Below are 21,261 nucleotides of genomic sequence, written 5' to 3' on the forward strand. Positions count from 1 at the left end.
GTCGGGTCGGAAGACGATTTCAAGATCATCGAAGCGCTGGCCGACAAGCTCGGCGCCGCTGTCGGGGCGTCGCGCGCCGCGGTCGATTCGGGTTTTGCCCCGAACGATTGGCAGGTCGGGCAGACCGGCAAGGTGGTGGCCCCGGATCTTTACATCGCGGTCGGCATTTCCGGCGCGATCCAGCATCTCGCCGGGATGAAGGATTCCAAGGTGATCGTGGCGATCAACAAGGACGAAGAAGCGCCGATCTTCCAGGTTGCCGATTTCGGCCTCGTGGCCGACCTGTTCCAGGCGGTGCCGGAACTGACCGGGAAGCTCTGAGGCGATCTGTAGCGTTTGGCGCTGCAAATCGCACATATCGCATCAAAAAAATGTGCGAAGGCCCGCCGTTCCTTGCTGCCCGGTTTTGCCTGATTTGCCTGTTCCGGCTATGAAAACTTGACAATCCGGTGGTAGCAGATCAGGAGAGGCCGCATGTTGAACACGGCTTTTCAAGTCGCCCTAGGGGGCGCATTCGGCGCAACGCTGCGCTATCTTTCCGGTGTCGCCATCTTCAAGCTGATGGGGCCCGGTTTTCCTTTGGGTGTGCTTTTCGTCAATATCCTCGGATCGGGGATCATGGGCGCGCTGCTGGTCTTTCTTGGCCAGCGCGGAATGAGCCATCTCAACCCGTTCTTGATGACCGGTGTTCTGGGCGGATTCACCACCTTTTCGGCCTTTTCGCTGGAAGCCTTCACGCTGTATGAACGCGGCGCGGTCGGGCAGGCGGCGCTTTATGTCGGGCTGTCGGTGGGGCTGTCGTTGATGGCGCTGGTGGCCGGGGTAAATCTGATGCGGTGGGCTTTGACATGAGTGCTGTACAAACCTTGACCGTGGGGCCGGAAGATGGCGATCAGCGGCTTGATCGTTGGCTGAAACGGCTGTTTCCGCATCTGGCCCAAGGCCGGATCGAAAAGATGTGCCGCAAAGGCGAATTGCGTGTCGATGGCGGCCGCGTCAAGGCATCGACACGGCTGGAACCCGGGCAACAGGTGCGAATCCCGCCAATTCCGGACCCGGAAGATATGCCGAAGCCGGCGGCCAGACCCAGACCGTCCACGGTGTCGCCAGAGGACGAAAAACTGATCCAATCCTGTGTGTTGTATCGCGACGACGATATCATCGCGCTGAATAAACCCGCCGGCTTGCCAACCCAGGGCGGCAGCAAACAGACCCGCCACGTTGACGGTTTGGCCGAAGCGCTGAAATTCGGGATGGAGGAAAAGCCGCGGCTGGTGCATCGGCTGGACAAGGATACTTCGGGCGTGTTGCTGCTGGCGCGCACCCGGTCGGCGGCGCAGGCATTGACGGCGGCGCTTCGGCACAAGCAGACCCGCAAAATTTACTGGGCCTTGGTGGCCGGGGTGCCAACCCCCTATCTAGGCGAGGTCAAATACGGGCTGGTCAAGGCGGGGGGGCACGGTGCCAAGGGCGAGGGTGAAAAGATGGTTTGCGTGCATCCGCACGACATCGACAGAACCCCCGGTGCCAAACGGGCGCATACGCTTTATGCCACGCTTTACCGGGTTGCCGGGCGGGCGTCATGGGTGGCGATGGAGCCACTGACGGGGCGGACCCACCAGCTGCGCGCGCATATGGCCGAAATCGGTCATCCGATTATCGGCGACGGCAAATATGGCGGTTCCAGACAGGAAAATATGGGCGATGGATGGGGCGCGCAACTGGGCGGGGTGATCAGCAAGAAGCTGCATCTGCACGCCCGCAGCATGACTTTCCTTCACCCGGTGACGAAAAAAGCGGTGACGATCACCGCACCTTTGCCCGAACATATGAAACACAGCTGGGACACCTTCGGCTGGACCGAAGATCTGGCTGCCGACGATCCTTTCGAGACCCTGCAATGAGCGATGCGCTTCGGTTGATCCTGTTTGATGTCGATGGAACGCTGGTGGACAGTCAGGGCGATATCGTTGCCTCGATGACCAGCGCCTTTGCTTCTGAAGGGATGGCTGTTCCCAAGCGCGATGCGATTCTTGGCATTGTCGGCCTGTCGCTTGACGTGGCAATACCGAAGCTGGTGCCGGGTCTGGACGCCGCAGTTTATGCCCGATTGGTCGACGCTTATAAGGCGGCCTATATGGCGCTGCGCGGGGCGCAGGGATCACAGATAAGTTCGCCACTTTACCCGCATATCCGCGCAGTTCTGGATCAACTGTCGGCGGTTGATCATTATCTATTGGGGGTTGCCACGGGCAAATCCCGGCGCGGGCTGGATGCGCTTTTGGCCGGGCATGGCATGGAACATTTGTTTCTGACCCAGCAGGTTGCAGATCATCACCCGTCGAAACCGCATCCGGCGATGATTCTGGCGGCCTTGTCTGAAACCGGGGTGGCCGCGCAAAACGCGGTAATGATCGGAGATACTAGCTTTGATATGGACATGGCGCGGGCAGCCGGGGTCAGGGCACTAGCTGTCGGCTGGGGCTATCATCGGGCCGAAGATCTGGTGGGGCGGGCCGATGACGTAATCTATGATGCCCGCGCTCTGCCCGGCGCAATCGAACGTATTTGGGAGAGCAAGCAATGAGCATCCTTAAACCCAAGCGTTTCTGGAAAGAGGCCACGCCGGAACCGGTCGAAAACGGCTGGCAGGTGGCATTGGACGGACGTCCGGTGCGAACCCCTGCCAAGCGGTTGATGGTGTTGCCCACGCAGGAATTGGCCCAAGCGGTTGCATCCGAATGGGATGCGCAGGAGGCCGAAATCGACCCATCGGTCATGCCATTTACCCGGATGTCGAATTCGGCGCTGGACAAAGTGGCGGTGCAGCATGATGCGGTTGCCGAAATGCTGGCCGAATATGGCGGTTCGGATTTGCTTTGCTACCGCGCGACCCACCCGCAAGCACTGATTTCGCGGCAGGCGGACGCCTGGGACCCGGTGTTGGACTGGGCTGCTCAAAATCTGGGCATTCAGTTGCAGGTCGTGTCGGGGGTGATGCCGGTGGTCCAAAGTCAAGCAGATTTGACCCAGATGCAGCAGTTGGTGCAGCAGCTGGACGATTTCCGCTTGGCGGCATTTCACGACCTTGTGAGTATGTCCGGATCTCTGATCCTAGCCTTTGCGGCGGTGCGGAACTTCAGTGAAACAGAGTATATTTGGCAGGTCTCGCGGGTGGATGAAACATGGCAGGCCGAACAATGGGGCGTCGACGAAGAAGCCGCAGCACAGGCCGAGTATAAGCGGCAGGAATTTCTGCACGCAAAGCGCTTCTTCGATCTCAGCTCGCCTGCATGATCTGACGCCTTATGAGCTCTGCAATGGGAAAAAATGTGATCTTTCCCTCGCGGAAACCCTTTGTAGCGTTTTCTTTTGGTGAAGTGTTACTTGACCTTTTGAGATGAATTCGCCCAAACTTTGGTCACTGACGGGGAAACGACCTGTCATATTCGTCCTCGATTCCGAGTAGGGATCGAAAACCGCTCAACTACAGGGCGGACAATCAGGAAGAGGTAAACATGAAAAAATCCGTATTTCTTGGCGCGCTTACCGTTGCTGGCCTTGCAGCTGGTGTCGCGGCAGCCGGGACACTCGACGATGTGAAAGCACGCGGCAAACTGAATTGCGGTGTGACCACCGGTCTGGTCGGTTTCGCAGCGCCTGACGCAAACGGCCATTGGGAAGGCTTTGATGTTGGCGTCTGTCGTGCGGTTGCCGCAGCTGTCCTTGGTGATAAGGACGCCGTCGAATTTGTCCCGACCACCGGGAAAACACGCTTTACTGCGCTCGCCTCGGGTGAAATCGACATGCTCGCCCGCAATACGACTTGGACCTTCTCTCGTGATGTCGATTTGAAATTCGATTTCATCGGCGTGAACTACTATGATGGTCAGGGCTTCATGGCTCCCAAGGCACTGGGCGTGTCGTCGGCCAAGGAACTGGACGGGGCAACCGTCTGTATCCAGACCGGCACCACCACCGAGCTGAACTTGGCGGATTTCTTCCGTTCCAACAACATCAGCTACGAGCCGGTTCCGATCGAAACCAACGCCGAAGGTCAGCAGCAATTCCTCGCTGGTGCCTGTGACGTTTACACCACCGACGCCTCCGGCTTGGCCGCGACGCGCGCAACTTTCGAAAACCCGGGCGACTATGTCGTTCTGCCGGAAATCATTTCGAAAGAACCGCTAGGTCCGCTGGTCCGTCACGGTGATAATGAATGGGGCGACGTTGTGCGCTGGTCGCTGAACGCGCTGGTTGCCGCTGAAGAGCTGGGCATCACTTCGGCCAATATTGCTGAACTGTCGGCTGGTACCAATAACCCGGAAATCAACCGTATCTTGGGCACCGAAGGCACCTTGGGCGAAATGCTCGGGCTGGATGTCGACTGGGCCAAGCGCGCCATCATGGCGGGCGGCAACTATGGTGAACTGTTCGAAAAGAACATCGGTGAAAGCACCCCAATCGGTCTGGCGCGTGGTCTGAACGCACAGTGGACCGAAGGTGGTCTGCTCTACGCTCCGCCGTTCCGGTAATATTATAAAACTGAAGGGCGCGGCATAGGTCGCGCCCTTTTTCCAACTATCAGTCTGACAAGATCGACCATCGGCCCTTGAGGCCATTGAAAACAATAAGGTCGAATGACGGGGAACATCCCAAATGACAACACTTACCGACCCTCCCAAGGAGTCGTTTCGGCTATCTATGCTGATTTACGACACCCGGTATCGATCGATGACCATTCAGGTCGTCGCCCTGATCGGATTCATGCTGCTGATCGGCTGGCTGGTCAACAATACCGCTCAAAACCTGCTGGATCTCGGAAAAGAACCGAGTTTTAGCTTTCTCGGAGAAGCTGCCGGCTATGATATCAACCAGCGCCTAGTCGATTATGACAATCAAAACAGCCATCTGCGTGCCTCGTTTGTAGGTCTGCTGAACACCCTGTTGGTGGCAGTAATGGGCTGTATCACGGCGACAATTCTAGGCGTGATCATCGGCGTTCTGCGGCTGTCCAAGAATTGGCTGATTTCCAAGCTTATGACGGTTTATGTGGAAACTTTCCGCAATGTGCCGGTGCTTTTGTGGATCGTGTTCACCATGGCGATCCTGATCGAAACGCTGCCGGTGCCAAGATCCTTCAAGGGGGTCGACGTCGGTGCCGTTGTGGTCACCAACCGTGGCATTTATGTTCCCGAGCCACTGTTTTCCCGCAGCTTGGGCGATATCCACCTGTTCGGGGCGTCCAGTTTTCGGTTCGACATTTCGTTGGACCTGATTGCTTTCCTGATCGCATTGGCGTTGGGCCTATTTGTCCGCCATAAGATCAACCAGCGGGCGCATCGCATACAAGAAGAAACCGGCATCCGACCGACCACTTGGTACTTGAGCTTGGCCGCTGTGGCGGTGCCGGTTCTTGTCGTGCTGGTGACGCTGGGGTTCTATCTCGGATATCCCGAATTCAAGGGGTTCAATTTCAGGGGTGGGACCCATATGCGCAATTCGCTGATTGCGCTGTGGCTGGCTTTGTCGCTCTACACGGCCGCTTTCATTGCGGAAAACGTACGTGCGGGCATTTTGGCCATTTCCAAGGGCCAAACCGAAGCCGCCGCTGCATTGGGTCTGCGGTCCAATCGAATCATGAGTCTGGTGATCCTGCCGCAAGCGTTGCGGGTGATCATCCCGCCGCTGATTTCGCAGTATCTGAACCTAACCAAGAATTCATCGCTGGCGATCGCCGTGGGTTATATGGACCTGACCGGTACATTGATGGGCATCACTCTGAATCAGACCGGCCGAGAGCTGGAAACTCTTTTGCTGGGCATGCTGATCTATCTGTTGATCAGTCTGAGCATTTCGTTGGTGATGAACTGGTACAACAACCGTGTCAAACTGGTGGAGAGATAATATGAGCGACGTATTTTTTGTCCGCACCGAAATGTTGCAGCAGCAGGCACCGCCGTCCACGTCGGTCGGGATCGTCGGTTGGATGCGGGAAAATCTGTTCTCGGGATGGCTGAATTCAATTCTGACCGTGGTGTCGGCTTTGTTCATCTTCTTTGTGGCGGGGGGGTTCCTGAGCTGGGCCGTATCGCCGACATGGGGGGCGACGTCTTTGACCGAATGCCGCGAAATCCTGGCTGGCCACGAAGGGGCCTGCTGGGGGGTGATCCGGGATCGATGGGTGCAGTTGCTGTTCGGGTTCTATCCGTCTGAACTGTACTGGCGCCCGATATTGACCTTTGTGTTGCTTGCGGTTGCTTTGGCCCCGGTTCTGTTTGCGGAAAAGGTTCCGGCCAAGCTGGTCTATTTTACTGCCGCGTTCCCGTTCCTGATGCCTTGGCTTTTGTGGGGTGGATCAATCTGGGGCCCGTTGGCTGCGGCTGCTGGCTTTGTGATCGGTTATTTTGTCTATGGCGCGGTGGTCAAAGCCGCCGGGAGCCTCGCCGGGTTGATCGTGGGGGTTGCTGCGGCGTTGATTTGGTGGCTGTTTCTTGCACCGGTCGTGGTGGATTTGCTAAGCGGTACCGTGTCGATCGGTCTGGAAGCCGTGGAAAGCCGGAAATTCGGTGGCATGATGTTGTCGATTACCATCGGTATTGTCGCCATCGCCTGTTCGCTGCCGATTGGCATCGTTCTGGCTTTGGGCCGTCAGTCCGATTTGATGATCCTGAAATCGCTTTGCGTGGGATTTATCGAATTCATCCGCGGGGTGCCGCTGATCACGCTTCTGTTCGTGGCGTCGACCTTGTTGAATATCTTCATGCCGCCGGGAACCAATTTCGACATCATCATGCGGGTCATCATCATGGCGACCCTGTTTGCATCCGCCTATATGGCCGAAGTGATCCGGGGTGGTCTGGCCGCTTTGCCGAAGGGTCAGTATGAGGGGGCCGATTCTCTGGGCCTTAATTACTGGCAGGCGCAGCGGCTGATCATCATGCCGCAGGCGTTGAAGATCTCGATCCCTGGTATCGTGTCCACCTTTATCGGCCTGTTCAAGGATACAACGCTGGTATCCGTGATCGGGTTGCTGGACCCGCTGGGTCTGTCGAACGCTATCCGCGCGGATACGGATTGGAACGGGGTTGTTTGGGAATTGTATGGCTTTATCGCTTTGCTGTTCTTCATCTTCTGTTTCTCCATGTCCCGTTATTCCATGTATCTCGAGCGCAAGCTCAGAACCGACCATCAGTAAGGAGATCGCATATGTCTGATCTTGCAACCGACCGTAAAATCGACCGTTCCAAGATGCAGGTCTCGGATGAGGTCGCCATCGAAATCAATGGAATGAACAAATGGTACGGGGCATTCCACGTGCTGCGTGACATCAACCTGACGGTTAATCAGGGTGAACGGATCGTGATCGCCGGCCCTTCGGGATCGGGGAAATCGACCCTGATCCGCTGCATCAACCGGCTGGAAGAACACCAGCAGGGACGTATCGTGGTGGACGGAACCGAACTGACCTCGGATCTGAAGAATATCGACAAGATCCGATCGGAAGTGGGGATGTGTTTCCAGCACTTCAACCTGTTCCCGCATCTGACGATTCTGGAAAACTGTACGCTGGCACCGATATGGGTGCGCAAGACGCCCCGCAAAGAGGCGATCGAAACAGCGATGCATTTCCTGGAAAAGGTCAAGATCCCCGAACAGGCTGATAAATATCCCGGCCAATTGTCGGGCGGTCAGCAGCAGCGGGTGGCGATTGCCCGAAGCCTGTGCATGAAGCCGCGGATCATGCTGTTCGACGAACCGACTTCGGCGCTGGACCCCGAGATGATCAAGGAAGTGCTCGACACCATGATCGAGCTGGCCGAGGAAGGCATGACCATGCTTTGCGTGACCCACGAAATGGGTTTCGCGCGGCAGGTCGCCAACCGGGTGATCTTCATGGACCAGGGCCAGATCGTGGAACAGAACGAACCGGAAGAGTTCTTCAACAACCCGCAAAGCGAGCGGACCAAGCTGTTCCTGAGCCAGATCCTTGGGCACTGAAGTCTAGCGAGATCGGGGGGCGTTCGTCGCTTCCCACCGGGCGCGCCCTACAAGGCGCGCCTTTTTTATTTGTGCATGGGCCGGTTCGACCCCCGAAGGGCTTTTGCGGGTGATTACCCCTCAGGGGCTTCGAAGGCAGCAAGCCATTTGGCCAATAGCCGGTCGAGTTGTTCCTGTTCTTCAGGATTCAGCGCAGCAGCCAGACGATTCTGATTTGCGACATGCTTGGTAACGCTGTCATTGATCAGGTCCAAACCCTGCGGGGTCAGCTGCACCACCACGCTGCGGGCATCCTGATCCGATTTCTTGCGGTCGATCAGCCCCTGCGCTTGTAGCCGGTCCAACCGGTTGGTCATCGTTCCCGAAGTGACCATGGTCCAATCCATCAATTGCGAAGGTGTCAACGCATAAGGCGCGCCGGAACGGCGTAGGGTGGCCAGAACGTCGAAGCTGGCCGCGTTTAGGCCATAAGCGGAAAAAACCTGATCCAGCCCTTGTGTCAGATGAGTCGTCAATCGGCTCATCCGCCCCAACACCCCCATGGCGCGTAATTTGAATTCCGGGTGTTCGACCCTCCATTGGGCCAGAATTTTATCGACATGATCCATGGTTAGCAGTTTTTCCGAATTATATCTTGACGTCAAGGTTTTTCAATATATCTTGACGTCGAGATAAAATGGACTGGATGTTTGATATGTCACGACACACCGATCTGGCCTTGACCGGCCTGGCTCCGTTGATCTGGGGCAGCAGTTATATCGTCATCACCGAATTGATGCCTGATGGCTTTCCGCTGACCATCGCGATGTTGCGCGCCCTGCTGGCGGGGTTGATCCTTTTGGCGCTGGTACGGCAATTGCCGGGGCGTGACTGGATTGGTCGCCTGCTGCTGCTGGGGGCGCTTAACTTTTCGATCTTCTGGGCGGCTCTTTTCGTGGCGGCCTACCTGCTGCCCGGCGGCGTCGCGGCGACTTTGGGGGCCGTACAGCCTTTGATCGTGCTGGGTCTGGCGCATCTGTTGCTGGGCAACCGGGTAACTGCGATGGGCGTGGGGTCGGCACTGACTGGCATGATTGGTGTTGCCTTGCTGATCCTTGGGCCTGATGCGCGGCTGGATGCGTTCGGCGTGATCGCCGCATTGATCGGGGCGGCTTCGATGGCGACGGGAGTGGTGCTGAGCCGCAAATGGCAGCCGCCGGTTGCGCCGGTCACCTTTGCGGCGTGGCAATTGACCGCCGGAGGGTTGATCTTGCTGCCTGTCGCGATCGTGCTGGAGCCCGGTTTCCCTCGACCCGATTTTGATGTTGCCATCGGTCTTGCCTGGCTGAGCGTTATCGGGGCGGCTGCGACCTATTACCTATGGTTTCGTGGCATTGCCCGGCTGGGACCGGCGGCGATTACCGGATTGGGCTTTCTTAGCCCGCTGAGCGCGGTTTTGCTGGGTTGGCTGGTGCTGGGGCAGGGATTGTCAGCGTTGCAGATCGCAGGCGTTGCCATCGTTCTGGTCAGCATCTGGGCCGGTCAGCGGGCACAGCGCCCCGGCGTGGTGCGGTTTGGGCTGGCCAAGGCCTAGATCAGTTGGCGCGGGATGATGAAATCAGCAAGACTGCCGTTGCCGGTCTTCGCCCTTTCCCAGTCGGCAATTGGCAGGTCGATCACGCTGGTCGCACCGGTGGGATAGCGACGGAAATCGGTATCCCCCGGTGCAGCGATCATCGCCGCCGCGAATGCCGCGATACCGGGATTATGAGCGATCATAAGAACGGTGGGCATCTGTTCCGACTGATGTAGGTGCTGCAACAAGATGCCAGGCGGAGCGAGATAAAGCGCGGACAGGACCCGGGCTTCGGTTTCTAGGTTCAACCGGTCCAAAGTTTCCCGGGTGCGGACCGCATCCGAACACAGCACCAAGTCGGGAAAATAGCCCTCCCGGCGCAGCCAAACCCCCAACGCCGTGGCCGATTGTCGTCCGCGTTTGTTCAGCGGCCGTTCATGGTCGGACAGGCTGGGGTCATCCCAACCGGATTTAGCATGACGCATCAGGATCAGTCGCAGGGTCACAGGAACGCTTTCATATGGAAGGACGATTGTTCAGGCAGCCTGCCAGAGCCTTGGCTGATCGGGCAAGCGCGACGAACAAGGCAGCCACCGGTCATGCAATCGATTCCCGCATCCGTATGCAGGAAAGACTTGCAGGCTGGCACGTCATAGCTTTGCTCTGAAAGGGCTGCGACGGGGCAGGCAGACAGACATGGCTTGTCGGCGCAGCTGTCGCAGGGAGATGCCGCGGAACGAAGGGACATCGGCAACCGATCGGCAAAGCCCAATGCGCCCCTGTAGGACACAAAAAGCCCCGCCTTATCATGCACCAGCAGCTGAACCGGGGATTGCCAAGCCTGGCCACTGTCCAGCGCCCAGCGGTAGAAGGGGCGATGGGGCGGGCCGTCAAAGGGGAAATATGCCGTTGCCCCGAACTCATCCGCCAAGGACCCGATCACTCGGGTCGACCAGCGGTCCATCGCATGGGACCTGTCATCGCGATACTCAGGGCTTTGGCGAAATTCGGACCAGAAGCCGGGTTCGCGCGGTCCCAGCAGGACCAGCGTTGCGATCCCATCCAGATCGGTCGGATGCAACGCCCCGAAAATAGCCAGCGCATGTTCATCGGCGCGGGTTTCCAGCGCGGCCAGCGTCATTTGCGGAAAAACGGCAGGGCCAGCGCCCAGCCAAGTCTGGTGGGTCTGTCATCCTGCCATTGCAGGCCGATAGTCATGCCGTCATGGCCCGCTTGCGGTTGCGCGATATAAGTGTGGAAAACCCGGTCCCAGATTGACAAGGCAAAGCCATAATTGCTGTCATGTTCCTGCCGGAGTACCGAATGATGCACCCGGTGCATGTCCGGCGTGACCAGCACCAGCCGCATAATTGCATCCAACCCCAGAGGCAGACGCAGATTGGCGTGGTTGAACAAAGCAGTGCCATTGAGAATGATCTCGAACAGGATGATTGTTACAGCAGACGGCCCGATCAGATAAACCAATCCTATTTTCAGCAGCATTGAAAAGGCGATTTCTACCGGATGAAAACGGATCGCGGTGGTGACATCGATATCGCGGTCGGCATGATGGACCCGGTGAAACCGCCACAGGATCGGTATTTTATGGGTGATCAGGTGTTGAAACCATATTGCAAGATCGAAAATGAGGATTGCCAGCACGACTTCTGCCCAGACCGGCATCTCGATCCGGTTGAAGACCCCCCAACCATTCTGCCCGGCATCTATCGCCGCACCCACCGCCAGCAACGGCAACACCAAGGCCAGCGTCTTGAGTGCCACAGCGTCGATGATCTGCATCGCCCAATTGGTCGCCCAGCGTTTCGTCAAAGCCTGTGTGCGCGTTTTGCGCGGGACGAGCGTTTCGAGAAGGGCAAACAGCACGAACAGACCCAGAAAGGCAGACAGCCGAATGATGGTTTCGTTTTCCATAGGCCCAATCTAAGCCCTCTGGAGAGTCTGGCAATAGACATATTCCGGAAAATAAATACCTTACCCGCGGATCAACGACCCGGCACCATGTTCAGTATAAAGTTCCAGCAATGCGGCGTTGGGCGCTCGCCCGTCCAGAATTACCACCCCGCGCACACCTTTTTCGATCGCATCGAGCGCGGTTTCGGTTTTCGGGATCATCCCACCGGCAATGGTGCCGTCAGCAATCAGCGCACGCACCTGTTCCGATGTCATTTCGGTCAGAACCTCGCCATCCTTGTTCTTGACCCCCGGTACGTCGGTCAAAAGCAGCAGGCGGTCGGCTTGCAATGCTCCGGCTATGGCCCCGGCTGCGGTGTCGCCATTGACGTTGAAGGTTTCGTTGTCGTTCACGCCAGTACCCACCGGCGCAATCACAGGGATGATACCGGCGTTGTAAAGGTCACGGATCACTTGCACGTTCATTTCGACCGGCTTGCCGACAAAACCCAGTTCCGGATCGTCCGCTTCACAGACCATCAGATCGTCATCCTTGCCGCAGATGCCTACGGCGCGGCCACCTTCGTCGTTGATCGCCTGCACGATTCGTTTGTTGACCAGCCCTGCCAGCACCATTTCGACCACTTCGACAGTAGCTTTGTCGGTGACCCGTTTGCCGCGCACGAATTTGCTTTGGATGCCAAGTTTGTCCAGCATGCTATTGATCATCGGACCGCCGCCATGCACCACGACCGGGTTGACCCCGACCTGTCGCATCAAAACGATGTCACGGGCGAAATCCGCCATCGCTTCGTCGTCGCCCATCGCGTTGCCACCGAATTTCACGACAACAATCGCCCCGGTAAAGCGCTGCAAATACGGAAGAGCCTCGGACAGGGTCCGGGCGGTGGCGATCCAGTCGCGATTCATGCTTTGCTTTCTCATGTGATCCATCCCTAGCCGGGTCCCGTGTTACCGGCTTCGTATCGTTAAGCCAAGTGTCCCGTTGCGCTTGGCCATGCGAATGCTAGGGTCTGCTGGCACAGTTTGAGGCGGCATCAATGGAACAGTATAAGAAAACGCTTTTGTTGACGGGAGCGAGTCGGGGCATCGGCCATGCTACGGTGCGACGGTTCAACCGCGCCGGTTGGCGGGTCATCACCTGTTCGCGGGCCCCGTTTCCCAAGGAATGCCCTTGGGGCGGAGGTGAAGAAAACCATGTGCAGATTGACCTGTCTGATCCTTCCGACACGATCAAGAAGGTCGAGGTGATCCGTGACCGACTCGATGGGCGTCTGGACGCGCTGGTCAACAATGCCGGGATTTCACCCAAAGGCGAAGGCGGTGCGCGGCTGAACACGCTCGACACCGACCTGAAGACCTGGGGTCATGTCTTCCATGTGAATTTCTTTGCCTCGGTGGTGCTGGCACGCGGTCTGCGCGAAGAATTGGCCGCAGCCAAGGGGGCCGTGGTCAATGTGACATCGATTGCGGGCTACCGGGTGCATCCCTTTGCCGGGGCGGCCTATTCCACGTCCAAGGCGGCGCTGGCGGCGCTGACGCGCGAAATGGCCCACGATTTCGGCCCTCTGGGGGTGCGGGTCAACGCGATTGCGCCGGGTGAAATCGAAACCGACATCCTGTCGCCCGGCACAGACAAGATGATCGAAGACATTCCGTTGCGCCGGTTGGGCCATACCGACGAGGTGGCCAATACGATCTATTTCCTGTGTACCGATGCGTCGTCTTATATCTCGGGCACTGAAATAGAAGTGAACGGTGGTCAACACGTCTGAGCGGCCTGAGCGGAGGCACCGGCAGTCCGGAGCCCCGTAACAGGTGATCCCATCAGATCAGCGAGGCGATGGTGCTGCGTAGGGTGGCGATGCCGTCGCCTTTTTCGCTCGATGTCAGGATCAGTTCGGGAAATGCTGCCGGGTGTTTCGCCAATTTTTCACGCACCTGTTTCAGCACCGCGTCGCGATCTTGCGCCTTGATTTTGTCAGCTTTGGTCAGAACGCATTGGAACGTGACGGCGGAACTGTCGAGCAATGACATGATTTCTTCGTCCACCGGTTTGATACCGTGGCGCGCGTCCACCAGAACGAAGGCGCGGCGCAGGTTCTGGCGGCCCGACAGGTATTGTTTCAGCAATTTTTGCCATTTTTCCACCACTGCCAGCGGCGCATTGGCAAAGCCATAGCCGGGCAGGTCGACCAGATAATGGTCGTCATTGACGGTGAAGAAGTTGATTTCCTGCGTCCGCCCCGGCGTGTTGGACGCCCGCGCCAGCCCTTTGCGCCCGGTCAGTGCGTTGATCAGGGAAGATTTTCCGACATTGGAACGCCCGGCGAAACAGACTTCAAGCCGGTCCGAGGGTGGCAGGCCGGACATCGCCACGACCCCTTTCAGGAAATCGGTCTGCCCGGCGAAAAGCTTGCGGCCTTTTTCGGTGCTGATTTCATCGGGGTCATCGGCAAGGGGGAAGGGCAGTTGCATTACAGGGTCTCCACCATGTCATTGATCGTTACCGTGCCCGATTTGACGACCCGGGCATAGACACCAAAATCCTGATGCCCATAGGCGGCGTTCAGCGCGGCCAATGTATCGGCGTCGCAATGGCCTGTTTCGGGATTTACGGTGGTCGCTTGGCAGCGGGTGATGCGGGTTTCTACCTTCAGTTCGGCAGCACCGATCCGAATGGTTTTCCCGATCAGGTCGAATTCGGCGAAAGGGGGCCAGCCTTCGGTCCACAGATTGCCCCGGAAACGGTGAATCGACAGGTCACGCCCCATTCTGTCCCCAAGTGCCTGCAGCGAACCGAGGCTCAGAATCGCGACATAGGGGTCGGGGACATCGGTCATTGCCTGATCTTTCAGGCTGATCACTTGGGTCGGGGCCGGTCGATTGTCGGGCCAGAACGGGCGCAGCCAGTCGATCAGGGCGGGGCCGTCCTCTATCGGTTGTACCGTGATGGTCTCGGCCTCTGGATGGGCCAGGGTCACGGTTGCATTGATTTCGTTCAGGGCTGCTTTGACTGCCATCAGCGGATGCCCCGCCACACCGCGGATGAAATTGCCTTTGGCCATCCATTCGGTTGGCCGTCCATCGAATCGGGCTGCTTCATGCGCCACGGCCCAATGTCGGTCAAAAGGCAGAACGCGCCCCTCTGACAGGGGCGCGCTTTGCAATACCTCGTATCCGACCGACTTGATCGGATGACGGACGATATGGGCCAGGTGGCTCATTTGTCCGCCGGTTTTTTGCGCTTGAAGCTGCTTTTGATGTTACCGAACACGTCCGGTTTGAAGCCGTGGAAGCGCATGATCGAATATTGCTGGATGAAGGTGATCGTATTGTTGGTGATCCAGTACAACACCAAACCGCTGGCAAAGCTGCCCAGCATGAACATGAACACCCAAGGCATCCAGGCAAAGATCATCTGTTGTGCCGGGTCGGTGGGGGCCGGGTTCAGTTTCTGCTGCAACCACATCGATACGCCCAGCAGGATCGGCAGCACGCCCAGAGAAATGATCGCCAGAATCGAGTTCTGATCCGGGGTTGCAAAAGGCAGCAGACCGAACAGGTTCAGGATCGAACTAGGATCGGGCGCCGACAAGTCGCGAATCCAACCCAACCAAGGTGCCTGACGCAGTTCCATCGTGACCGAAATCACCTTGTAGAGCGAGAAGAAGATCGGGATCTGGATCAGAAGCGGCAAACAGCCCGAGGCGGGGTTCACCTTTTCCTTCTTGTACAGTTCCATCATGCCCTGCTGCACCTTCTGGCGGTCGTCGCCAGCGGCTTTTTTCATCTCTTCCATCTTGGGCTGCAATTCCTTCATCTTCGCCATCGAAGCGTAGGATTTATAGGCCAGAGGGAAGACGATCGCCTTGATCACGATGGTCAGGCCGATGATTGCCCAACCCATATTCCCGATCAGCCCGTTGAGCGTGTGTAGCAGCCAGAAGATCGGTTTGGTGAAGAAGAAGAACCAGCCCCAGTCGATCGAATCGATGAAACGGGTGACGTTATCTTCGTCTTCGTAGGTACGGATGGTTTCCCATTCCTTGGCCCCTGCGAACAGACGCATATCCGCTTCAATGGTTTCACCGGGGGCCATGGTCAAGGTCTTGAGCACCGCTTCGGTCTGATAAACATCGCGGGTCTCGTCGTATTTCACCACCGATTTGAAGGCTGTGCCAGCGGCGGGAATCAGGGTCGACATCCAATAGTGATCGGTGAACCCAACCCAACCTGCTTCGGTCACTTGGACGACTTCGGCCAGCGATCCTTCGCGTTCGTTGTAATCGAGCTTGGTGATCTTCTTGTACTTGGTTTCGTTCAATTCACCATCGGACATCGAGATCGATCCCTTGTGCACGATGGGCGAGCTTTTGTCGCTCTGCGGTTCACCGTGGCGGGCGATCACGCCGTAAGGTGCCAATGTCACGGTGGCAGAGCCGTTATTCTGCACGCTCTGACGGACCGAGAACATGTAGTTTTCATCTACCGCCATTTCGCGACGGAAGGTCAGGCCTGCGCCATTGTCCCATGTCAGGGTTACCGGCGTGTCGGTCGACAGCGTGTCGCCGCTTTCCAGCGACCAGATGGTATTGGCACCAGGTACCTGATCCAGCCCAACCCCTGCACCCGGGGCCCAGCCCCACAGCGCGTAATAGGGATGGTCGCTTCCCAGCGGTGCCAGCACTTCGACATTGCCGGAATTCGAATCCAACGTGTCGCGGTAATCCTTCAGCTGCAATTCATCGATCCGCCCACCCTTGAGCGAAATCGATCCGGCCAGGCGCGCGGTGTCGATGGTCAGCCGCGGCGCATCAGCACCGGCTTCAGCCACGGCAGTGGTGGCTGTGGTTGCGGTGCCGGCTGGTGCGACCGTCGGCGCGGTGCCGGTGACGGGGGCTTGTTGGGTTGCCACGGCAGCGTTGGGGTCGGCGGCATCCTGTTCTGGCGGGGGAAACAGAAGGAACCATACCAGGATTACGGCAAAGCTGAGGGCGGTTGCCAAGATGAGGTTTTTGTTCTGATCGTCCATCGGGGGTGCGTGCCTGTCCTTGGAATTCTTCGGTGCCGGTTCAACAGAGTGCGGCCCCAAAGGTCAAGCGGATTCACCCAATACCGCCTCATCTGCGGCGTTTCAACGGGGCTCAGCCGGTGCGACGTCCGATCCGGGGGGTATTCTTGCGTTTTATGTCATTGCTGCGAATCCAGTCCAGGGTCTGGTCGAACGGCATCGGACGGGCAATTCCAAAGCCCTGAACATGGGTGCAGCCAAGCTGCGCCAGCATGGCGTGTTCCCCGGCGGTTTCCACCCCTTCGGCGACGGTTTCCAATCCCAGACGGTCCGCCATTGTCAGAATCGCGGCGACCATTTTTTGCTGCTCGGGATCACTGTCGACCTTCATCACGAAGGATCGGTCGATTTTGATCCGTTTGACATCGAAGCGCCGCACCGATGCGATCGAACTGTGACCGGTGCCGAAATCATCCAGATCGACAATGCAGCCCAGTTGCGCAAGCGCATTGATATTGCGCGCGATGACATCGTCGGGCGAGGCGGAAACGACGGTTTCCAAGACTTCAACCGACAGACGACCGGGGGCCAGGTCCAACCGGTCCAGTTCCCAAGCTACCCGGTCGGAAAGTTTCGGATTGCGCAATTCGGCCGAGGCGAAATTGACCCCGATCCTAGGAACATCGACCCCGGCGGCATCCCATTTGGCCAGCGCCAGCAGGGACTGGGTCAGCATCACCTCGCCCAGGTTTTCGATCAATCCGCAGCGCTCCAACAGCGGCAGGAATTCCGACGGCGGCACCACGCCGCGGCGGGGGTGGATCCAGCGCGCCAGCGCCTCGAACCCGGTGACTTCCCCGGTATCGGTCGAAATCTGGGGTTGGAACCACGGGTGAAACTGGCCGTTTTCCAGCGCCCGTTCGATATCTTGGGTCACTTCAACATGGCCGCGATGCACCGTTTTCATACCCGGGGCATAGCTGCGGATTGCCGAGGGACCGTTGCTGCGGGCATCGTCTAGCGCCGCTTCGGCAGCATCAAGCAGGTCATCGGAATGCAGCGTGCCGATCTGAGCGTCCAGCACGAACCCAATGGAACAAGAAATATAAACGCTGCTGGCGTCGACCGATATCGGGTCCTCGACCGCAGTCTGCAGGCGGCGGGCCAATTGTATCGCGGTTTCCAGATCGATCTGGCGCACCGGTGCCAGAACAACCGCGTATTCCCCGGCATCACGTTGCAGCACAAAGTCACCTTGTCTCAAAACCGATCCGATCCGGTCGACCATCCGACCGGAAATACGATGGGCAACGCTGCGCCCGTGATGGTCGATCAGCCTGTCGAAATCATCCAGCGCCAGCAGGAAACAGCCCAGATGCAGATCCTTGCGCCGGGTCCGGGCCAGACTGTCACGCAGCAGATCGGGCAATTGCGGCGGGCTGTCATTGATCAGTGCGGGACGCCATTGGCTGAACCCGCCCGCGATGCCAAAAAGCACCGGCAATCCCAGCGATACGATCAACAGCCACGTTTCGCCGCCCAACCAGAAGGCTCCCAGCACGACTGCGGGAAGAAAGGCCAGGATATGAGGCCCGGTCAGCGCACTGCGCAGCTTGCGGCGCAATCCGTCCATCGCCTGCGGGATGTGCTGCATGATAAAGGCCCTTTTTCGCAAAACGTGCGGAAAGGCTAGGGCGAGAACCTCAAGAGGGGCTTAACGAAGCTTGGGAATAACGTCAGAAATCTGGTCAATTTTACCATTCCCCAACGTCAATCCGGCGAAGTCGAACAATTTCGGGTCAAGCATATGCGAAGGCCGGATATTCATCAGCGCCCGGAACATCACTTGTCGGCGGCCGGGACTGTTCTTTTCCCACTGATCGAGGATCTGTTTGACCTGTTGCCGCTGCAACCCGTCCTGCGATCCGCACAGGTCGCAGGGGATGATCGGATAATTCATCGCGCGGGCGAATTTTTCGCAATCGGCTTCGGCGATATGGGCCAGCGGGCGATAGACGAACAGATCGCCTTCTTCGTTCACCAGTTTCGGCGGCATGGTGGCAAGCCGTCCGCCATGAAATAGGTTCATGAAAAAGGTTTCCAGAATGTCGTCGCGGTGATGGCCCAGCACCACCGCGCTGCAGCCTTCTTCGCGCGCGATGCGGTAAAGGTTGCCGCGCCGCAGCCGCGAACACAGCGCGCAATAGGTCCGCCCTGCCGGCACCTTGTCCATCACGACGCTATAGGTGTCCTGATATTCGATCCGGTGCGGCACCTGCATTTTTTCCAGAAATTCCGGCAGCACGGTTGCGGGAAATCCCGGCTGGCCCTGATCGAGATTGCAGGCCAGCAATTCGACCGGCAACAGCCCGCGCCATTTCAGTTCGTGCAGCACTGCCAGCAAGGTATAGCTGTCCTTGCCGCCGGACAAACAGACCAGCCACTTGGCACCCTTTTCCACCATGCCATATTGTTCGACCGCTTCGCGGGTATAACGCACGATCCGCTTGCGGAGTTTTTTGAACTCCGTTGTCTGCGGCGCGCTGTGAAACAGCGGGTGAATTTCATCTGCATCGTCAAGCATGGGCTGGCTTTAGAAGAAATGGATCAGTCGGGCAAGGGGCCACGCGTGCCTCGCTTCTATGGCCGCATCTGGTTGCAGGGGCAGGGTGATGTCGGGATTTCGACACGAAAGCAGCCTTTGTTGCAAAGGTTCGGGCGGGGTTTGGCTTGCTCGTTGGCAGGAAACGGCTGGAATGTATCCGGCGCTCTTGCTTCCCTGCTGAATTTTACATATCAATTTTGGAATGTTTTTGAATGAGTGAAACGCGCGCCAATATAAGGAAAGATAATGGTGAAAGCTAAGTTCCAGTATCAATACGGTAAAGATTTCGGAGGCGGGGCAGGCAGGTCCAGCAATCAAATCGAGCAAATCGAAGACACGAGTTTGCAAACCGTTTCTGTAATCTATGACAGCGAAACGACAGTTAAATCGCTCTTTGCCGACAAAAATGCCGGCGCGATGGGGTTCTGGACCGGCGGGACAGACAGGCATACCGTTTCGGCCAGCTATAGCGACGAAGCGATCAGCGAATTGATCTTCATGATCGAAGAGGAAAAGCTTGCCGGTGATGTCTATGAGGCCTTCTATGATCTCTACGGGCTAAGCATTTTTTCGAATATCGCGGCATCCGAAGATCAGCATTTCAACGCGCTGATCAACCAGGCTGAAAGAATCGGTCTGGACGTGGATGAATTCATCTACGAAGAAAGTGGCACGTTTGCCGACGCAGAGTTGCAAGACATGTACGACACGCTGATCTTGCAAGGGAGCGAGTCGGTCACAGCCGCGCTCGAAGTCGGCATGGCGATCGAGAAGAAAGACATCGTCGATATCGCCGACGCGGCTGACGCGGTCGAAGGGACCGCGCTTGCCAATGTTTACGAAAACTTGCTGGCGGGGTCGGCCAATCACCTCGAAGCGTTCCAAGATGCCCTGTTGCTGGCCTGAATCCTAGGGGCCAGAAACAAGAAGGCCGGCCAGCAATGTCGGCCTTCTTTTTCAGCCGAAACTGAGACGACCACTCGGGCTTCCACTTCTATTGTCACGGGTTGATTTGGCTCAATCTTTCCGCGCAAAAATTTGGCTAACGTATCCGCATCGGTGCCGTCCTGCGGTTGGGTGGCAATTCATGGGGGTACGAAAATGGCATCTGTTTCAAGTTTTTCGTTCGATTTGGAGGCGCAAGGCCGCGCGGCCAAGCTGCATATCAAGATCGGGGCCGCACCCGGCATCGAAGAATGGCGTTGTTATCCCCCCGACTTTCTGGGGGCGACCAATGGGACGGTGGCTTGGCGCAAGAACGAAATCGGGCTGTTTTCGGACTCCGGCAATCTGGAAGGGGCCTTTACCTACGGGATTCTGATTATCCCCGAAATCGGGCTGGACAACGTCGCGATTGGCACGGTGGGGGACGCTCGGTTCGAAAACTGGGGGGCAGGCAACTGGATTTTGAAGAACAAGCTGGTGTCCTGATCCCGGTCGCTTCCACTGCTGGTCAGGCCTGATCCTTGTTGTGTTTCGCATCGTGTTCGGGATCGCAGCCCGGCACCGGGTCATACCCATCCCCGCCCAAGGGATGACAGCGTCCGATCCGTTTCGCGGCCAGCCAACTGCCCTTGACTGCGCCGTGCTTTTCCAGTGCCTCCAGCGCATAGGCACTACAGGTGGGTTGATAGCGGCAGTTGAAACCGACCCAAGGGCTGAAGATCAACCGATAGGCCCGCACGGGCAGGGCGGCGATATAGGCGAGCGGGGTCATTTTCGATCCTGATGCAGCTTGTTCAGCGCATAGATAAGATCGCTTTTGAGTTGATCAAAGGGGCGCGACGCTGTGACCTCGGCCTTGCCAATCAGCACATAATCCCAGCCCTCAAGGCCCTGATCCGGCAGGATTTGCCGCGCCACTTCGCGCAGCCGCCGTTTGGCGCGGTTGCGCGCTACTGCATTGCCGACCTTTTTCGAACAGGTAAAGCCGACGCGGATGCCCTGCGTCGGCTCGTCCTTGCTGCGTTCGCGCGCCTGCACCATCATGCCGCCGGTGCCTTGCCTGCGCGCACGGGCGGCACGCAAGAAATCGGGGCGATTTTGCAAGGTAGACAGGCAAACAGAAACCGCCGAGGGGGTGATCCCGGTGTCGGCGCTAACGCCATTCACAGGGGCCTCCGGCGGTGTCATCTGTCCATCAAATCGGCTGAG

25 protein-coding genes are annotated in these 21,261 nt (G+C 57.8%); 13 read left to right on the forward strand and 12 right to left on the reverse strand.

Annotated features, from left to right (window positions below):
- From TG4357_RS13880 to TG4357_RS13920, 9 genes are all read left to right on the forward strand, one after another.
- On the forward strand, positions 1-321 hold a 321-nt coding region (locus TG4357_RS13880; protein ID WP_199484655.1), incomplete at its 5' end, for an electron transfer flavoprotein subunit alpha/FixB family protein.
- A gap of 153 nt (positions 322-474) precedes the next feature.
- Complete coding sequence (gene crcB / locus TG4357_RS13885) at positions 475-852, forward strand: fluoride efflux transporter CrcB (protein ID WP_058263510.1); 378 nt, start codon at positions 475-477, stop codon at positions 850-852.
- Complete coding sequence (locus TG4357_RS13890; RefSeq protein WP_058263511.1) at positions 849-1,904, forward strand: RluA family pseudouridine synthase; 1,056 nt, start codon at positions 849-851, stop codon at positions 1,902-1,904. Before crcB ends, TG4357_RS13890 begins: the two co-directional genes overlap by 4 nt.
- Positions 1,901-2,587 carry an HAD-IA family hydrolase gene (locus TG4357_RS13895; RefSeq protein ID WP_058263512.1) on the forward strand — a complete coding sequence of 229 codons (687 nt, stop codon included), beginning with the start codon at positions 1,901-1,903 and terminating at the stop codon, positions 2,585-2,587. Before TG4357_RS13890 ends, TG4357_RS13895 begins: the two co-directional genes overlap by 4 nt.
- Entirely contained in the window at positions 2,584-3,297 is a 714-nt protein-coding gene (locus TG4357_RS13900) for an ATP12 family chaperone protein (RefSeq protein WP_058263513.1), read from the forward strand. The genes TG4357_RS13895 and TG4357_RS13900 overlap by 4 nt, the downstream gene beginning before the upstream one ends.
- 221 nt (positions 3,298-3,518) lie before the next feature.
- Positions 3,519-4,535 (forward strand): amino acid ABC transporter substrate-binding protein, encoded by a 1,017-nt coding sequence (locus tag TG4357_RS13905; RefSeq protein ID WP_058263514.1) that lies wholly within the window; start codon positions 3,519-3,521, stop codon positions 4,533-4,535.
- 124 nt (positions 4,536-4,659) lie between these two features.
- Positions 4,660-5,907 carry an amino acid ABC transporter permease gene (locus tag TG4357_RS13910; protein ID WP_058263515.1) on the forward strand — a complete coding sequence of 416 codons (1,248 nt, stop codon included), beginning with the start codon at positions 4,660-4,662 and terminating at the stop codon, positions 5,905-5,907.
- Position 5,908: 1 nt separating this feature from the next.
- On the forward strand, positions 5,909-7,198 hold the full coding sequence (locus TG4357_RS13915; protein ID WP_058263516.1) for an amino acid ABC transporter permease: 1,290 nt from the start codon (positions 5,909-5,911) through the stop codon (positions 7,196-7,198).
- Positions 7,199-7,209: 11 nt separating this feature from the next.
- A complete protein-coding gene (locus TG4357_RS13920; RefSeq protein ID WP_058263517.1) occupies positions 7,210-8,001 on the forward strand; it encodes an amino acid ABC transporter ATP-binding protein in 792 nt (263 codons plus the stop codon).
- 113 nt (positions 8,002-8,114) lie between these two features.
- Here TG4357_RS13920 and TG4357_RS13925 read toward each other — a convergent pair whose 3' ends face one another.
- Positions 8,115-8,609, reverse strand: coding sequence for a MarR family winged helix-turn-helix transcriptional regulator (locus tag TG4357_RS13925; protein ID WP_058263518.1), 495 nt, complete (start codon positions 8,607-8,609; stop codon positions 8,115-8,117).
- A gap of 86 nt (positions 8,610-8,695) precedes the next feature.
- Here TG4357_RS13925 and TG4357_RS13930 point away from each other — a divergent pair, with 86 nt between their 5' ends.
- Positions 8,696-9,574 (forward strand): EamA family transporter, encoded by an 879-nt coding sequence (locus TG4357_RS13930; protein ID WP_058263925.1) that lies wholly within the window; start codon positions 8,696-8,698, stop codon positions 9,572-9,574.
- Here TG4357_RS13930 and TG4357_RS13935 read toward each other — a convergent pair.
- Genes TG4357_RS13935 through argB form a run of 4 tightly spaced genes read right to left on the reverse strand, consistent with a single transcriptional unit; the run spans position 9,571 to position 12,412 of the window.
- A complete protein-coding gene (locus TG4357_RS13935) occupies positions 9,571-10,062 on the reverse strand; it encodes a SixA phosphatase family protein (RefSeq protein ID WP_233487508.1) in 492 nt (163 codons plus the stop codon). The two genes, TG4357_RS13930 and TG4357_RS13935, sit on opposite strands and share 4 nt — an antisense overlap.
- A complete protein-coding gene (locus TG4357_RS13940) occupies positions 10,059-10,697 on the reverse strand; it encodes a hypothetical protein (protein ID WP_058263519.1) in 639 nt (212 codons plus the stop codon). The genes TG4357_RS13935 and TG4357_RS13940 overlap by 4 nt, the downstream gene beginning before the upstream one ends.
- Entirely contained in the window at positions 10,694-11,488 is a 795-nt protein-coding gene (locus tag TG4357_RS13945) for a sterol desaturase family protein (protein ID WP_058263520.1), read from the reverse strand. Before TG4357_RS13945 ends, TG4357_RS13940 begins: the two co-directional genes overlap by 4 nt.
- 60 nt (positions 11,489-11,548) lie before the next feature.
- A complete protein-coding gene (gene argB, locus TG4357_RS13950) occupies positions 11,549-12,412 on the reverse strand; it encodes an acetylglutamate kinase (RefSeq protein WP_058263521.1) in 864 nt (287 codons plus the stop codon).
- Between the two features lie 116 nt (positions 12,413-12,528).
- Between argB and TG4357_RS13955 the strand changes: the two genes are divergently transcribed.
- Positions 12,529-13,263, forward strand: a complete 735-nt coding sequence (locus tag TG4357_RS13955; protein ID WP_058263522.1) for an SDR family NAD(P)-dependent oxidoreductase — start codon at positions 12,529-12,531, stop codon at positions 13,261-13,263.
- Positions 13,264-13,315: 52 nt separating this feature from the next.
- Here TG4357_RS13955 and yihA read toward each other — a convergent pair whose 3' ends face one another.
- The 5 genes from yihA to ttcA all read right to left on the reverse strand — a co-directional run bounded on the left by yihA (position 13,316) and on the right by ttcA (position 19,086).
- Complete coding sequence (gene yihA, locus TG4357_RS13960; RefSeq protein ID WP_058263523.1) at positions 13,316-13,966, reverse strand: ribosome biogenesis GTP-binding protein YihA/YsxC; 651 nt, start codon at positions 13,964-13,966, stop codon at positions 13,316-13,318.
- Positions 13,966-14,715: an MOSC domain-containing protein gene (locus tag TG4357_RS13965; protein ID WP_058263524.1), complete on the reverse strand. Its 750-nt coding sequence runs from the start codon at positions 14,713-14,715 to the stop codon at positions 13,966-13,968. The genes yihA and TG4357_RS13965 overlap by 1 nt, the downstream gene beginning before the upstream one ends.
- Positions 14,712-16,523: a membrane protein insertase YidC gene (gene yidC, locus TG4357_RS13970; RefSeq protein ID WP_058263525.1), complete on the reverse strand. Its 1,812-nt coding sequence runs from the start codon at positions 16,521-16,523 to the stop codon at positions 14,712-14,714. The genes TG4357_RS13965 and yidC overlap by 4 nt, the downstream gene beginning before the upstream one ends.
- A gap of 112 nt (positions 16,524-16,635) precedes the next feature.
- Positions 16,636-18,156: a putative bifunctional diguanylate cyclase/phosphodiesterase gene (locus TG4357_RS13975; RefSeq protein ID WP_139193566.1), complete on the reverse strand. Its 1,521-nt coding sequence runs from the start codon at positions 18,154-18,156 to the stop codon at positions 16,636-16,638.
- A 60-nt stretch (positions 18,157-18,216) separates the two neighbouring features.
- The gene (ttcA, locus tag TG4357_RS13980; RefSeq protein WP_058263526.1) at positions 18,217-19,086 is read right to left on the reverse strand and encodes a tRNA 2-thiocytidine(32) synthetase TtcA; all 870 of its coding nucleotides are present in this window, start codon (positions 19,084-19,086) and stop codon (positions 18,217-18,219) included.
- Positions 19,087-19,353: 267 nt separating this feature from the next.
- On the opposite strand from ttcA, the gene TG4357_RS13985 reads away from it, so the two are divergent.
- Both TG4357_RS13985 and TG4357_RS13990 read left to right on the forward strand, forming a co-directional pair.
- Positions 19,354-20,013 carry a ferritin-like domain-containing protein gene (locus tag TG4357_RS13985; protein ID WP_058263527.1) on the forward strand — a complete coding sequence of 220 codons (660 nt, stop codon included), beginning with the start codon at positions 19,354-19,356 and terminating at the stop codon, positions 20,011-20,013.
- Positions 20,014-20,208: 195 nt separating this feature from the next.
- Positions 20,209-20,538, forward strand: coding sequence for a hypothetical protein (locus tag TG4357_RS13990; protein ID WP_058263528.1), 330 nt, complete (start codon positions 20,209-20,211; stop codon positions 20,536-20,538).
- 22 nt (positions 20,539-20,560) lie between these two features.
- Here the strand turns inward: TG4357_RS13990 and yidD are convergent, their stop codons facing one another.
- Together yidD and rnpA are read right to left on the reverse strand one after the other, a co-directional pair.
- The gene (gene yidD / locus TG4357_RS13995) at positions 20,561-20,824 is read right to left on the reverse strand and encodes a membrane protein insertion efficiency factor YidD (protein ID WP_058263529.1); all 264 of its coding nucleotides are present in this window, start codon (positions 20,822-20,824) and stop codon (positions 20,561-20,563) included.
- On the reverse strand, positions 20,821-21,240 hold the full coding sequence (gene rnpA, locus TG4357_RS14000; protein WP_058263530.1) for a ribonuclease P protein component: 420 nt from the start codon (positions 21,238-21,240) through the stop codon (positions 20,821-20,823). Before rnpA ends, yidD begins: the two co-directional genes overlap by 4 nt.
- Positions 21,241-21,261 lie beyond the last annotated feature (21 nt).

Origin of the sequence: Thalassovita gelatinovora (assembly GCF_001458355.1) — a bacterium.
GTDB lineage: Bacteria > Pseudomonadota > Alphaproteobacteria > Rhodobacterales > Rhodobacteraceae > Thalassobius > Thalassobius gelatinovorus.